Here is a 14,692-nt window from a genome sequence, read left to right as displayed (position 1 = left end):
CATGTCTTCCACTGTCCCGGCACCCCTGCAAACAGAACCCGAAAACGGCCCGCTCCAGGCGGTGTTGTGGGACATGGACGGAACCATCGTGGACACGGAACCATATTGGATTCAGGCCGAGAAGGACCTCGTGCACTCGTATGGCGGTTCCTGGACCAATTCCGATGCCGAAGCAATGATCGGCCAGGCGCTGACCTACAGCGCCGGCCTCCTGCAGAACGCCGGCGTCCCCCTGAGCATCCGCGAGATCATTGACACCCTGATCGGCGCCGTTGTTAAGCAGGTGCGCCGCGAGGTCCCCTGGCGCCCCGGCGCGCGGGAGCTGCTCGCTGAACTCGCCGAAGCAGGCACTCCGTGTGTCCTGGTGACCATGTCCGAGGCCGTCCTGGCCGAGGAAGTCTGCAGCAGGCTTCCGGCCGGAACGTTCTCCTTCCTAGTCACCGGCGACATGGTCCGGCAGGGAAAACCCCATCCCGAGCCGTACCAGCTGGCCTTTGACCGGCTGGCCGCGCAGGTTCCGGGTCTGGCCAAGGACCGTGTCATCGCCATCGAAGATTCCTTCCCGGGCGTCACCTCGGCCCGCGCCGCGGGGCTCGTTACCCTGGGCGTTCCGCACTTCCTGCCGCTGCCGCCGGATGAGGGCCGGCATGAGTGGGACACCCTGGCCGGAAAAACGGCAGCCGACCTGGCCTCCCTGGTGCGCACTGCAGCTCCCGAGGCTGCCCGTTGAGCGCGGGCCGCGGTCCCGAAGCCACCGCCCCCGTCCGGAAGGACGGAATCCCGCTCGGGCGCATTGCCGGCGTTCCCGTGTATCTGGCGTATTCCTGGTTTGTCATCGTTGCCCTGATCGTTGTCTTTTTCGGACCGCTTGTCGGACGGAACTTTCCGTTCCTGGGTGCGGGGGCCTACGCCGTCGCCCTTGGCTACGCCCTGCTGCTCCTGGTCTCCGTCCTCGTCCACGAACTGGCCCATGCCCTCACAGCCAAGGCGTACCGCTGGCCGACGGCGAAAATCGTCCTCACGCTGTGGGGCGGGCACACCCAGTTCGGGCACGTCCGTTCCACTCCCGGGCCCTCACTGCTGGTGGCCCTGGCCGGTCCGGCCGCAAACTTCGTGCTGGCCGGCGTCGGGTGGCTGATCCTCGTGGCCGTTCCGCTCCACCCGGTGGCGGCTCTGCTGACGGAAATCCTCATCTGGGCCAACCTCCTGGTGGCCATCTTCAATGTCCTGCCCGGGCTGCCGCTGGACGGGGGACGAATTGTTGAATCGGCCGTGTGGAAAGCCACCGGATCCCAGGACAGGGGCACGGTGGCCGCCGGGTATGCCGGCCGGATCATCGCCGCCGCTCTCGCCGCAGCCGTCATCCTTCCGCCGTACCTGCGGCAGGAGGACCTGGATCTGCAGGTGGTTCTGCTCACGGCGCTTGTCTCGGGCTTCCTGTGGATGGGGGCCGGCGCCAGCATCAGCAACGCCCGCCTGCGGCTGCGGCTGCCCTCCATCAGCGCCGGGTCCCAGATGACGCCGGCAGTGTCGGTCCCCGCGTCCACCCCGGTGTCCGCGGCCCGGGATGTGCTGGCCGCCCACCCCGGCGCCGCACTCGTCATTACCGCGCCGACGGGGCAGCCGTGGGCCGTGGCGGACACCGGTGCGCTGGCTCAGGTGCCCGCGCACCTGGCCGCTTCCACACCGGTTGACGCAGCTGCCCGCCCGCTGGCTCCCGGCGCCTATGTTCCGGAAGCCGCTGCGGGTTCTGAACTCGTGGAGTACCTCGCTAAACTTCAGGGCAGCGAGTATGCCGTCATTAACCGCGACGGCGGCGTGGTGGGACTGCTGACTCAAGCAGCTGTCCTGGAGGCTATGAGCGCCAAACCGGCCAAACGGCGCACATCCTGACACGGAACTAAAAGCCGGATTCCGGCCTTCCCGGGGTTCCCGCCTTCCCGGGGTTCCCGCGGACCGGAACCAGGCCCCGATTGTTCCGGCCGGTCCCCGGCTGCCGCTGCAGGTACGGCCTCCGGGCGCTGCGCGGGCTGTGTCCCCGATCAGGCGGCCCGCTCCAAAACTCCATCGCCGCCCCAACTCCACCCCAGCTCCAAAACTTCACCCCAGCCCCAAAACTTCACCCCAGCCCCAAAACTTCACCCCGCGCCAAACTTCACCCCGCCCCAAACTTCATCCCAGCCAGCATCACCTAGATCCAAAGGAACGTTACCCATGAACTCGGAGACCCCGGGCCAGACTGCCGCCGCCACAGCCCCCCACGGCGCCGACCACCGCAGGGGACCGCTGCGTCCGGGGGAGCGCGTGCAGCTCACCGACGAGAAGGGCCGGCACAGCACCATCACCCTGACCGAGGGAGGCGCCTTCCACACCCACCGCGGCTACCTGTCCCATGACCTGATCATCGGCCTGCCCGAAGGCACCATTGTCACCAACACCACCGGGCAGCAGTACCAGGTGCTGAGGCCGCTGCTCTCGGACTTCGTGCTGTCCATGCCGCGCGGTGCCGCCGTCGTCTATCCCAAGGATGCCGGCCAGATCGTCACCATGGCCGATATCTACCCAGGTGCGCGCGTTGTCGAGGCGGGGGTCGGCTCAGGTGCCCTGAGCATCTCCCTGCTGCGCGCCGTCGGCGACTCCGGCTCGCTGCATTCCTTTGAACGGCGGGAAGAATTTGCCGACATTGCCCGCGGCAACGTGGAAACGTTCTTCGGCGGACCGCATCCGGCCTGGAACATCACGCTGGGGGACTTCCAGGAGGAAGTTGTCCGCACCGAAGAGCCCGGGAGTGTTGACCGGGTAGTCCTGGACATGCTGGCCCCCTGGGAGTGCACCGACGCCGTCGCCACCGTCCTGGCCCCGGGCGGGGTCTGGATTTCCTACGTCGCCACCGTTACCCAGCTTTCCCGCACAGCGGAGGCCATCCGTGCCGACGGCAGGTTCACCGAGCCCGACGGCTGGGAATCCATGGTCCGGGGCTGGCATCTGGAGGGCCTCGCGGTCCGGCCGGACCACCGCATGGTGGCCCACACCGGTTTCCTGCTGACCGCCCGCCGGCTCGCCGAGGGCGCCACCGGACTCGTGGCCAAGCGCCGCGCGTCGAAAACCAACTTCAGCCAGGAGGATCTGAACGCCTGGACTCCGGCAGCCGTGGGGGAGCGGGAAGTCTCTGCCCACAAGCTGCGCCGGGCCGCCAAGGATGCTGCCTCGAAGGTCCAGCGCGGTGCCCTGGAGAAGGCTGAAAAGTTCAGCGCGGATCAGGAAGGTACGCCGGAAACCCCCTAGCCGCAATCGGATTGCCTGATTACCGGGGGACGGGAAAGACAAGAGGTCCCAACCCGTGTGTTGCCTGCGTTGCTGGGCTATCGTCGAAGCGATAGACCCTGCGCAACGTGAAGGTGGTCGAGACCATGTCTGAAGCAGAGAACACCGTCGATTCCGGGGCCGAAGATCCCCGCGGGTACTTTCGCGGATCGCCGGTTCCCGGCGCTGATGCCCAGCAGCTGAGCGTACTGCGGGACAAGCTGCGGAACGTGGACCGGCAACTGTCGGCGCTGACGCACAACAACGCCCGGCTGGTGGCGATGCTGGAGACGGCCAAGGCGGAGATTATCCGCCTGAAGGATGCCCTCGAAAAGGAGGGCGCCACGCCCTTCAGCTTCGCCACCGTCATTTCGGTGAACCACCGGGTTCCGCCCAGCAGCGGCAGGACAACCACCGCTGCCGTGCAGGACAGCCTGGACATCATCCAGTCCGGGAGGAAGCTCCGCGTCTCGGTCAGTCCGCTGCTGGACATGAACCAGATTGTGGCGGGACAGGAAGTGCTGCTGAACGAATCCCTGGTGGCCGTGGCCTCACTGGGCTTCGAACGCAGCGGAGAGCTGTTCACGGTGAAGGAGCTCCTGGGCCGCGACCGCTGCCTGGTGATCGGGCGGGCCGACGACGAACGCGTGGTCCGGCTCAACGGCCCCCTGGAGGCTGAACGGGTGCGCGTCGGGGACGCCCTGACGGTCGATACCCGGATCGGCTATGCGCTGGAGAAAATACCGCGCAGCGAAGTGGAGAACCTTGTCCTGGAGGAAGTCCCGGACATCTCCTATTCCGACATCGGGGGACTGGGCCCGCAGATCGAGCAGATCCGCGACGCCGTGGAACTGCCTTTCCTGCATCCGGACCTGTACCGGGAACACGGCCTGAAGGCGCCCAAGGGCATCCTGCTGTACGGCCCTCCCGGCTGCGGCAAGACCCTGATCGCAAAGGCCGTGGCACACTCGCTGGCCGCCCGCGTGATGGAACAGACCGGAACGCTGGGCACCCGGAGCTATTTCCTGAACATCAAGGGGCCGGAGCTGCTGGACAAGTACGTGGGCGAGACCGAGCGGCACATCCGGCTGATCTTTGCCCGTGCCCGGGAAAAGGCATCCGGCGGAAGCCCGGTGGTGGTGTTCTTCGATGAAATGGACTCCCTGTTCCGCACCCGCGGAACCGGAATCTCGTCCGACGTCGAAACCACCATTGTTCCGCAGCTCCTGTCGGAGATCGACGGCGTGGAAAAGCTGGAAAACGTCATCGTCATCGGTGCCTCCAACCGTGAGGACATGATCGACCCGGCCATCCTGCGGCCGGGCCGCCTGGACGTGAAGATCAAGATCCTGCGGCCCGACGCCGAAGGTGCCGCGGAGATCTTCGCGAAGTACCTCACCCCTGACCTGCCCCTGCACCGGGAGGACCTAGCCGAGAACGGCTACGACCCGCAAATGACCGTCCGCGAGATGATCCGGCGGACGGTGGAGAAAATGTACGCCGAGGACAAGTCCAACGAGTACCTGGAGGTCACGTACGCCAACGGCGACACGGAAATGCTGTACTTCAAGGACTTCAACTCCGGCGCGGTCATCCAGAACGTGGTGGACCGGGCCAAGAAGTACGCCATCAAGGACCTGCTGACCCTGCACCAGCGCGGCCTGCGGATTGACCACCTGATGCGGGCGGTGGTGGACGAATTCCGCGAGCATGAGGACATGCCCAACACCACCAATCCGGACGACTGGGCGCGCATCTCCGGCAAGAAAGGCGAGCGCATCACCTACATCCGCACCATCATCCAGGGGAAGGCCGGGCAGGAACCCGGGCGCACCATCGAAACCACTGCCAACCCCGGACAGTATCTATGAGCGTGCGCCGTGTCATGGGCACGGAAACCGAGTACGGCGTGCTGGCGCCCGCCCTGCCGGCAGCCAACGCCACGGTCCTGTCCAGCCAGATCATCAACGCCTACGCGGCTAGCAGGCGCAGCGGCATGGGCAACTTTTCCGGGACGCGCTGGGACTATACGGACGAGGCGCCGCTGAACGATGCCCGGGGTTTCACCGTGCCCCGGACCGCAGCCGATCCGACCCAGCTGACGGATGCGCCCCCGGTGCTGGATGCGGAGCAGATCGCCATGGAAGGAGGCGGACCGGCGGCGCTTTACGGGGAGCAGTCCACCGACAACCCGGTTCTGATGAACATGGTGCTCTCCAACGGCGCCCGGCTGTACGTGGACCACGCCCACCCGGAGTACTCCTCGCCCGAGGTGACGACACCCCGGGACGCGGTGCTGTGGGACAAAGCCGGCGACGCCGTCGTACTGGCCGCCATGCGGCACATTGCCGCGGCGCCGGGTTTCTCGCCCGTAAACCTGTATAAGAACAACACCGACAGCAAAGGTGCCTCCTACGGATCCCACGAGAACTATCTGGTGCCGCGGAGCGTTCCGTTTGCCCAGCTGGTTCGGGGTCTGGTGCCCTTCTTCGTCAGCCGGCAGGTCATTGTCGGGTCCGGCCGGGTGGGAATGGGCACCAACAACCAGCGCCAGGGATATCAGCTGAGCCAGCGGGCCGATTTCTTCGAAGCCGAGGTGGGGCTGGAAACCACCATTCGGCGGCCCATCGTGAATACCCGCGACGAGCCCCACGCCGTGGCCGAAAAGTACCGGCGGCTGCATGTGATCATCGGCGACGCCAACCTCAGCGAGGTGTCGGCGCTCTTGAAGGTGGGCACCACATCCATTGTGCTGTCCATGATCGAGGCGGGCACCGGGCCCGATGTCGAGCTGCGGGATCCGGTGGGGTCCCTGCAGGCCATCAGCCACGACCCGACCCTGGAACAACTCGTGGAGCTCAAGGACGGCCGGATGGTCAGCGGGCTGAACCTGCAGGAGATGTATCTGGAGGCCGCCGCACGGCACTGCCGCAGCCGGGGGGCCGACGCCGAAACCGAGGACATCCTCACCCGCTGGACCTCCCTTGTGGGCACCCTCAAGCACGATCCGATGGAAGCTGCCGCCCAGGTGGACTGGGTAGCCAAGCTGCGGCTGCTGCAGGCCTACCGGGACCGCGACGGACTGGCGTGGTCCAATCCGAGGCTGCACCTGGTGGACCTGCAGTACTCGGACATGCGCCCCGAGAAGGGCCTCTACTACCGGCTGGCGGCCCGCGGACAGATGGAACGGATCCTCACCGACGAAGAGATCGCCCGGGCGGTCACCGAACCCCCGGACGACACGCGTGCGTATTTCCGCGGCAAATGCGTCAGCCGCTTTCCCCATGAAGTGGTGGGGGCAAGCTGGGATTCGATCATCTTCGAGCTGCCCTCGCACCGGCGCCTGCAGCGCATTCCGACGCGTGAACCGCTCCGGGGCACCCGGGCGCTGACGGAGGAATTGTTTGCAGCTTCGTCCGATGCGGAGGATTTTGTCGCCAGACTCCTGACCGGTCCCGAACATAGCGTGGCACCATAGGACTAGCAGTCAGCGTCAGGACCTGGGCAGCACCCGTCAGGACCAGTCAAACGGCCGGATTCCGGCCAGGAGAGGCAATGATCATGGCAACCCACGACCGTAAAAGCACCGCAGCACGCACCGAGGAAGAGGAATTGGAGGAGACACCCCCTCCCGCGGCCGACCCCGAAGCGGCAGCATCTCCCCAGACCGAGGGCGTGGATGACCTCCTGGACGAGATCGACGGCGTGCTGGAGAACAACGCCGAGGAATTTGTCCGGGGATTCATCCAGAAGGGCGGACAGTAGCGGATGACCCACGGGGACCCTGCAGCAGCGGTAAACGGGGCGCCGCCGCCCTCCTTCAGCGACCATTTGGCCCGGCACCACCCCGATCTGCTGCCCTCAGCCCGGCGGCTGGGGACTGCGGCACCCGGTTCAGCGTCAGCGGCAGCGCCGCAGGCGACCACCATCGTCTCCCTGACCTACGCCGGCGGGGTGCTGATGGCCGGCGACCGGCGGGCCACCATGGGCAACATGATTGCGAGCCGGCACATCAAGAAGGTCTTTCCGGCCGACACCTATTCGGTGGTGGGGATCGCGGGCACCGCGGGGCTTGCCCTGGACATGATCCGGCTCTTCCAGGTGGAGCTGGAGCACTACGACAAGATCGAGGGCACGCCCATGAGCCTGGACGGGAAGTCCAACCGCCTGGCGGCCATGGTGCGCTCCAACCTGCCCCTGGCGCTGCAGGGACTGGCGGTGGTTCCGCTGTTCGCCGGCTACGACACTGAACGCCATGTGGGCAGGCTCTTCTCCTACGACGTGACCGGAGGCCGCTATGAGGAATATGAGCACCACAGCGTGGGATCGGGGTCCGTGTTTGCCCGCGGAGCGCTAAAGAAGCTCTGGCGTCCGGGCCTGGACGAAGAGCAGGCCGTGGCCGTAGCTGTCGAGTCGCTCTATGACGCGGCCGACGACGACTCCGCCACCGGCGGCCCTGACCTTGTCCGGCAGCTGTGGCCCGTCGTCTACGTGGTCAACAGTGCCGGAAACCGGGAAATCCCCGAACGGGAATTGCAGATGATGGCACGGGAACTGGTTGACCGCCGCTCCGTTGCCGGGCGGGAGAGCTGACCATGACGCAGCAGTTCTACGTTTCGCCTGAGCAGCTGATGAAGGACCGGGCGGATTTCGCCCGGAAAGGCATTGCCAGAGGCCGCTCGGTGGTGGTGCTCACCTGCCGTGACGGCATCGCCCTCGTGGCCGAGAACCCGTCGCCGTCCCTGCACAAGCTCGGCGAAATTTACGACCGGATCGGATTTGCCGCCGTCGGCAAGTACAACGAATTCGAGAGCCTCCGCCAGGCCGGCGTGCGGTACGCCGACGTGCGGGGTTACTCCTATTCCCGGGAAGACGTCTCGGCCCGCGGGCTGGCCAGCGTCTATGCCCAAAGCCTTGGATCGGTGTTCACCACCGAGGGGAAGCCCTTCGAAGTGGAACTCGCCGTCGCCGAGGTGGGAGCCGAACCCTACGCCGACCACCTGTACCGCCTGACCTTTGACGGATCAATTGCAGACGAAAGCAATTTTGTGGTGATGGGCGGGCAGGCCGAGGTGGTCCGCGAAGCCCTCGCCAGGACCTGGAACCAGGACACGGGCTTTCCGGAAGCGGTGCGGACTGCAGTTTCCGCCCTCTCCGCAACCCGCAGCACCGAGTCCGGCTCCAACGGCAACGGAACGGGCTACGGCGGCGGCGACGGTGCGCCGGCGGAACCCGAGCGCCTCGGAGCAGGCCTGCTGGAGGTGGCAGTCCTGGACCGGGCTCCGCTGTCCTCCCGGGGGACGGTGCGGGCGTTCCGAAGAATCAACACTGTGGAGCTGGACCGCTTGCTGTCCGCCCCGGAGGGAGATTGATGGACCGCAGGATCTTTGGAATCGAAACCGAATTCGGCATTGCCTACTCCGGCCCCGACTCCCGGCCGCTCTCCCCGGAAGAGGTGGCACGCTACCTGTTCCGGAAGGTCGTCAGCTGGGGCAGGTCCTCCAACGTGTTCCTGACCAACGGATCCCGGCTCTATCTGGACGTCGGATCGCATCCGGAATACGCGACGGCCGAGTGTGATGACCTGGCACAGCTCGTAGCGCATGACCGGGCCGGCGAGCTGATCCTGGATGACCTCGTAGAGGAGGCGGAGGACCGGCTGCGCGCCGAGGGCTTCAACGGCAGCGTCTACCTGTTCAAGAACAACACCGATTCGGCCGGGAACTCCTACGGCAGCCATGAGAACTACCTGATTCCCCGGCGGCTGGAGTTCTCCCGCCTGGCCGACATCCTCATCCCGTTCCTGGTGACGCGCCAGCTGCTGGTGGGCGCGGGCAAGGTCCTCAAGACCCAGTCCGGTTCGCTGTACGCGTTCTCCCAGCGGGCGGACCACATCTGGGAAGGCGTTTCCTCCGCCACCACGCGGTCGCGTCCGATCATCAATACCCGCGACGAGCCCCATGCCGACGCCGAGCACTACCGCCGGCTGCACGTCATCGCGGGAGACTCCAATATGTCGGAGACCACTACGCTGCTCAAGGTCGGCACCGTTGACCTGATGCTCCGGCTCATTGAGTCCGGCGCCGTCATGCGGGACCTGCGGCTGGAAAACCCGATCCGGAGCATCCGTGAAATATCCCATGACCCGACCGGAAAGATGCCGCTGAAACTGGCCAACGGCTCCACCATCTCCGCCCTGGAACTGCAGCGCATCTATCTCGACCGGGTCCAGGAGTTCGTGGCGGTGAACGGAGCACACAACCGCCACGTCGCCCGGGTTCTTGACCTCTGGGAACGGACCCTGGACGCCATTGACACTTCGGATACCTCAGGCATCGACACCGAAGTGGACTGGGCGATCAAGAAGAAGCTCGTGGACCGGTACGCCGAGCGCCATTCCCTGGAACTGACCTCGCCCCGGCTGGCCCAGATCGATCTGACCTACCACGACATTTCACGCCGCCGCGGCCTGTTCTATCTGCTGCAGTCCCGCGGAGAAACAGCCCGCGTTGTCGAAGACAGCCAGGTCAAGGAGGCCGTGGACGTTCCGCCGCAGAGCACGCGCGCCAAGCTGCGCGGAGACTTCGTGCGCCGGGCCAAGGCCGCCAACCGCGACTTTACGGTGGACTGGGTTCATCTGAAGCTCAACGACCGGGCCCAGCAGACAGTGCTGTGCAAGGATCCGTTTGCCGCCGTGGACGAGCGCGTCGAGGCGCTGCTGGCCACACTGTAAAGGCAGCGGGTTCCAACATGACCCGTCCGGGACCGCGGACGGAGTTCCTGTTGACCGCCGCGCTAAGGCAGCACTCAGGCAGAAACGCTAGGCTGGATGCGACCGTCCGTGACGGTTCCCCGGGCAAGACCGGGGCTGCTGCGGGCCCATCTGTCCACCACTGAAAGAAGTACTGTGCGAAAAGTACTAGCCGTAAGCTTGTCCTCCCTGCTCTTAATCTCCGCCTGCTCCGGCGGAGACACGGGCGCTGCGGGCAAATCCGCAGGCCAGCCCGGGGTCTTTGATTCCGTGAAGGTCAAAGTCGAGGACCAGGAGACAGTCCCCGAGGTCGAGTTCGATGCTCCGCTGGACATCACCGAAACCGCTGCCAAGGTCGTCTATACGGGCGACGGTGACACGGTTGCCGAGGGCCAGAGCATCACGTTCCAGTTCGTGGCGCTCAACGCCGACGACGCAAGCGTTTCGGGCGACACCTATTCACAGGCCGCTGCAACGCTGCCCGTGAACGATCAGCTGAAGGAACAGGACCCCGTCCTGTATGAGGTCCTGCTCGGCGCCAAGGTGGGGTCGCACATTGCCTATGCCTTCCCCGAAGCGCAGGCCGCCGCAGCTGAAGGCGAAGAGGAGCAGCCAACCCAGATCATGGTGCTGAGCGTCCAGAGCGCGCAGGACACGGTGGAGATGCTCCCGCAGGATGAAGCCGCGGCACGCAACGCCGAGGGAAACCTGCTGATGAGCTCCGAGGACGTGGCCAAGCTTGAATCCGACGGCAAACTGCCCGAGGTCGCCTTCGGCGACGACGGCGTCCCCTCGATCACCGTCCCGGAGAACGCTGAAGAGCCCGACAAGCTGGTCGTCAAGGTCCTCGAAGAGGGCGACGGCGCCGTTGCGGGCGAAACCAGCACCGTGAAGGCGAACTACCTCGGCGTGTCGCTGCGTGACGGCACCACTTTCGATTCCAGCTACGAGGGCGGCGAAGCGCTCGAATTTGGCCTCGACGGAGTCATCTCGGGCTGGACCTACGGCCTGGCCGGCCAGAAGGCGGGATCCAAGCTCCTGCTGGTCCTGCCGGCAGAACTGGCCTACGGAGACCCCGCGGGCGGCAGCGCCCCCTCGGCCCCCTCGCGTTTGTCGTGGAGCTCGAAGAAGTCAAGTAGCGTTAGAACTGAAAACAGCGTTAATGCGGCACCGCCGCAGCGAGGAGCACCATGTCATTTGGAAAGCGTGAATACGACCGCCAGAAGCCGGAAATCGACTTCCCGGACCACGAAGCCCCCACGGAGCTTCGCATCGAAGACATTGTTGTGGGCGACGGACCCGAGGCCAAGGCCGGGGACACCGTTTCCACCCACTACGTCGGCGTTGCCTTCTCCACGGGCGAAGAGTTTGACGCATCGTGGAACCGCGGCACCCCGCTGGACTTCCGCGTCGGTGTCGGCCAGGTCATCGAAGGCTGGGACCAGGGCCTGCTGGGCATGAAGGTCGGCGGCCGCCGCCGGCTCGAGATCCCTGCCTCCATGGCGTACGGCGACCGCGGTGCCGGTTCCGCCGTTGCTCCGGGCGAGTCACTGATCTTCGTGGTTGACCTGCTGGGCGTCCGCTAGCTCCGCCGCAGCCACAGGCGGGTCCGCAGCTGCACTGCAGCCGCGGACCCGCCTTTTTGTGTTCCCGGTCCCTTCGCTGTCCCGCTCCCTTCCCTGCCCCGTTCCCTTCGCTGTCCCTGGGCCGGGCCAGGCCGTCGCCCGAGCCGCCCTGGGTACGGCACTGCGCTCCGGGCCGCCGGGGGCGGTAGATTGGCTTCCGTGTCCGCCAACAGAACCGAACGCCTCCTGACCCTCGTCATTGTCCTGCTGTCCACCGGCCGGGGCTTCACCAAACAGGAGCTTTTCGAAGAAATCGAGCTTTACGGGGAAGCGCCGTCCACGGCCGCGCGGGAAAAACTCTTCGACCGGGACAAGGCCTTCCTGCGCGAGCAGGGGATCCCCGTGGAGTCCTACAGCGAGGAAACCCTGTACGACCAGGACAACTCCGTGCGCCGGTACCGCATCCGGGCCGACGCCTACCGGCTTCCCGGGGTGCGCTTCACGCCCGAAGAATCCGCTGTCCTGGCACTGGCTGCCAGCATGTGGGAGCAGGCATCGCTTGGGTCTGCGGCGGCGCGGGCGCTGCGGAAGCTGCAGGCCCGCGGCGTGGTGGCCGACGCCTCCGCAGCCAGCCCCCTGCAGCCCCGCATCCGCACGAATGACCCCAATTTCGACACGGTATGGAAGGCAACCACCACCCGGACCCCCATCTCCTTCGGCTACCGGCCGGCGGCACGGGTCCGTTCCTCCGGCGGGGCGGGCAAACCGGCGCGCCGGCGGAGCACCCAACGGCACCTTCAGCCGTGGGGGATGGGCAGCAGGTTTGGACACTGGTACGTGGTGGGATGGGACCTGGACCGCAGGGCCGAACGGTTCTTCCGGCTGTCCCGGATCACGACACCGGTGGCGCTGGAAACAGGCAGCGGCTATGAGGTTCCGCCGGACTTCAGCATCGAGGAGTCACTGGCATCGCTGGACCGTGTTTTTGCACCGGTCACGGCCACGGTGGAAGTCCGGAAGGGGAGCGCCGCGGAGCTCAGGCTGCGCGCCGACGCGCCTCCCGTTCCTGCCGGCCGCGCCGGCTGGGAGGTGCTGACACTGACCGTCTCCGACCTGGACGCCCTGGCTGCGGACACCGCCGGGCTGGGAACCCACGCCGTCGCCGTCGACCCGCCCGAATTCCGCCAAACCGCCTCCGACCTTCTGCAGCTTGCCCTGGCCGCCCAGCTCAGGCCTCTGCCGTCCTTTGCCCTGTCCCGCCGGACTCCGGCACCGGCGTCCAGCTCAACGGCCGCGCAGAGCCATCTGGCCCGCCTGCTGGATCTGGTTCCCTACGTGCTGGGCAACCAGGGGGCGGACCTGGAACAAACTGCCCGCCGCTTCGGGGTCAGCCCGGCGCAGCTGGCCAGTGACCTGAACCTGCTTTTCGTCAGCGGCCCGCGACACTATCCCAACGGGCTGATGGACGTGAACTTCGAGAACGGCCAGATCTACATCGACAATGCCGAGGACCTCTCCGAACCGGTCCGCCTGGGCATGGATGAAGCCGCGGCGCTGATCGTCGGCCTGGAAACGCTGTCCACCCTGCCCGGCGTCGGAGACACTCCGGCCCTTGCCGGCGCCCTGGAAAAGCTCAGCGAGGCCGCCGGGGAATCCGGCCGGGCCGGCACCGCCGTCGCTGCCCGGCTCGCCGAGCCGGAGGTCACCGCCGGCGTCCTGGACGAGCTCCAGCGGGCGATCACCGGCCGCCGCCAGCTCCAGCTGCGGTACCTGGTTCCCAGCAGGGATGAGGTGACCGACCGGACCGTTGATCCGCGGCGGCTGTTCTCGGTCAACGACCGCTGGTATCTCGAGGCCTGGTGCCACCGCTCCGAGGCCGTGCGCAACTTCCGGGTGGACCGCATCCACCGCGTTGCGGATTCGGGCCCGGCGTCCTGGCAGGGGCCGGACCCCGACAGTTTTCCCTCCGGCCTGTTCCGGCCCGGCCCCGGGGACGAGCTGGTAACCCTGCTGCTGGAGCCTTCGGCCAGCTGGGTGGAGAGCGCGTACGACGCCGGCCGCCGGGCGGATCTGCCCCGAGGGCGCACCGCTGTGGAACTGAGGGCCGGCAACACGCGCTGGATCCCCGGCTTCGTCGCGCGGCAGGGCGGCAGCGTGGTGGTGGCTGCCCCCGAAAGCCTGCGCCGGGAGACCGGGGAATGGCTCCGCAGCGCCCTGGCGAATTACACGGGGCACGATTCGGCACCGCCGACGGACGCCGGGACCCGTACGGATTAGCCCGTCCGGGCTAACCCGCACGGCAGACGGCGCGGGCAGCCGGCGCGGGCAACCGGTCCGCGGCGATGCCGGCCCCTGCGTCCGGCCGCACTATGCTGGAGTCATGCCTTGGTGGTCCTGGATTTTGATATGGTCGGCGCTTGTTGTCGCCGCAGCAGCCTTCTACGCCCTTGTGGGGTGGCGGATTTTCCGTAAGCTCATGTCGGTGCTGAAAGAGGCCCAGGCTGCCGCATCGGCACTGGCAGTGTCAGCGCCGGGTCCGGCAGCCGCGGCTGTGGCAGAAGCTCCGGAACGGGAGCTCGGAATTTTTACGGATCCCGTCCTGGCGCGGGCCAGCTACGAAGATGGCAAAGAGGCGCGCAAGGAAGTTCGGCGGGAGCGGCGGGTCAACCGGCGGCTTGCGCAGGGCCAGCCGCGGGCTCTGCGCGACTTTCCAGAACTCTGACGTAAACTGATTTTCTCAACGAAAGGACACCGGCATGGGTAACATTCAAGGCTGGCAAATTCTTATTCTGGTCGTTTTGGCTCTTCTGCTGTTCGGGGCGCCTAAACTTCCCGGCCTGGCCCGAAGCCTGGGACAGTCCCTGCGTATTTTCAAGTCCGAGGTCCGGCAGATGAAGGACGAAAATCCGTCCGACACCGCCGCCGGCGACCCGGTCGAGGGGCGGATCGTCAACAACCCTCCGGCCGCCGGTACTCCCGGGGCACAGACGCCTCCGGCTGCACCGCACACTCCGGGTACCAGCGGCACGGATCAGCGCCCCGCTGGTAACCCGCCCACCAGCCTGTAACGGCC

13 protein-coding genes and 1 pseudogene are annotated in these 14,692 nt (G+C 66.6%); all 14 read left to right on the top strand.

Annotation, left to right across the window (positions count from 1 at the left end; genetic code table 11):
• The first annotated feature begins 1 nt into the window (after window position 1).
• On the top strand, window positions 2-730 hold the full coding sequence (locus tag M1D40_RS09490; protein WP_461168669.1) for an HAD family hydrolase: 729 nt from the start codon (window positions 2-4) through the stop codon (window positions 728-730).
• Window positions 727-1,893, top strand: a complete 1,167-nt coding sequence (locus M1D40_RS09485; protein WP_461168668.1) for a site-2 protease family protein — start codon at window positions 727-729, stop codon at window positions 1,891-1,893. The genes M1D40_RS09490 and M1D40_RS09485 overlap by 4 nt, the downstream gene beginning before the upstream one ends.
• A gap of 321 nt (window positions 1,894-2,214) precedes the next feature.
• Entirely contained in the window at window positions 2,215-3,285 is a 1,071-nt protein-coding gene (locus M1D40_RS09480; protein ID WP_341393141.1) for a tRNA (adenine-N1)-methyltransferase, read from the top strand.
• A gap of 125 nt (window positions 3,286-3,410) precedes the next feature.
• Entirely contained in the window at window positions 3,411-5,174 is a 1,764-nt protein-coding gene (gene arc / locus M1D40_RS09475) for a proteasome ATPase (protein ID WP_341393140.1), read from the top strand.
• Window positions 5,171-6,781, top strand: coding sequence for a depupylase/deamidase Dop (gene dop, locus M1D40_RS09470; RefSeq protein WP_461168667.1), 1,611 nt, complete (start codon window positions 5,171-5,173; stop codon window positions 6,779-6,781). The genes arc and dop overlap by 4 nt, the downstream gene beginning before the upstream one ends.
• 83 nt (window positions 6,782-6,864) lie before the next feature.
• Window positions 6,865-7,068: a ubiquitin-like protein Pup gene (locus tag M1D40_RS09465; RefSeq protein ID WP_341393138.1), complete on the top strand. Its 204-nt coding sequence runs from the start codon at window positions 6,865-6,867 to the stop codon at window positions 7,066-7,068.
• A 3-nt stretch (window positions 7,069-7,071) separates the two neighbouring features.
• The gene (gene prcB, locus M1D40_RS09460; protein ID WP_341393137.1) at window positions 7,072-7,896 is read left to right on the top strand and encodes a proteasome subunit beta; all 825 of its coding nucleotides are present in this window, start codon (window positions 7,072-7,074) and stop codon (window positions 7,894-7,896) included.
• Window positions 7,897-7,898: 2 nt separating this feature from the next.
• Entirely contained in the window at window positions 7,899-8,675 is a 777-nt protein-coding gene (gene prcA, locus M1D40_RS09455) for a proteasome subunit alpha (RefSeq protein ID WP_341393136.1), read from the top strand.
• Window positions 8,675-10,036 (top strand): Pup--protein ligase, encoded by a 1,362-nt coding sequence (gene pafA, locus M1D40_RS09450; protein ID WP_341393135.1) that lies wholly within the window; start codon window positions 8,675-8,677, stop codon window positions 10,034-10,036. Before prcA ends, pafA begins: the two co-directional genes overlap by 1 nt.
• A gap of 96 nt (window positions 10,037-10,132) precedes the next feature.
• A pseudogene (locus M1D40_RS09445) lies at window positions 10,133-11,074 on the top strand (FKBP-type peptidyl-prolyl cis-trans isomerase); the annotation flags it as partial.
• Between the two features lie 170 nt (window positions 11,075-11,244).
• Window positions 11,245-11,640: an FKBP-type peptidyl-prolyl cis-trans isomerase gene (locus M1D40_RS09440; RefSeq protein WP_341393133.1), complete on the top strand. Its 396-nt coding sequence runs from the start codon at window positions 11,245-11,247 to the stop codon at window positions 11,638-11,640.
• Window positions 11,641-11,838: 198 nt separating this feature from the next.
• Complete coding sequence (locus M1D40_RS09435; RefSeq protein ID WP_461168666.1) at window positions 11,839-13,896, top strand: helix-turn-helix transcriptional regulator; 2,058 nt, start codon at window positions 11,839-11,841, stop codon at window positions 13,894-13,896.
• A gap of 103 nt (window positions 13,897-13,999) precedes the next feature.
• Entirely contained in the window at window positions 14,000-14,341 is a 342-nt protein-coding gene (locus M1D40_RS09430; RefSeq protein WP_461168665.1) for a hypothetical protein, read from the top strand.
• Between the two features lie 34 nt (window positions 14,342-14,375).
• Complete coding sequence (gene tatA, locus M1D40_RS09425) at window positions 14,376-14,687, top strand: Sec-independent protein translocase subunit TatA (protein ID WP_341393130.1); 312 nt, start codon at window positions 14,376-14,378, stop codon at window positions 14,685-14,687.
• Window positions 14,688-14,692 lie beyond the last annotated feature (5 nt).

This window comes from Arthrobacter sp. Z1-15 (assembly GCF_054792395.1).
Note: the sequence above shows the minus strand (reverse complement) of the source record. Positions and strands in the feature narration are given on the sequence as shown.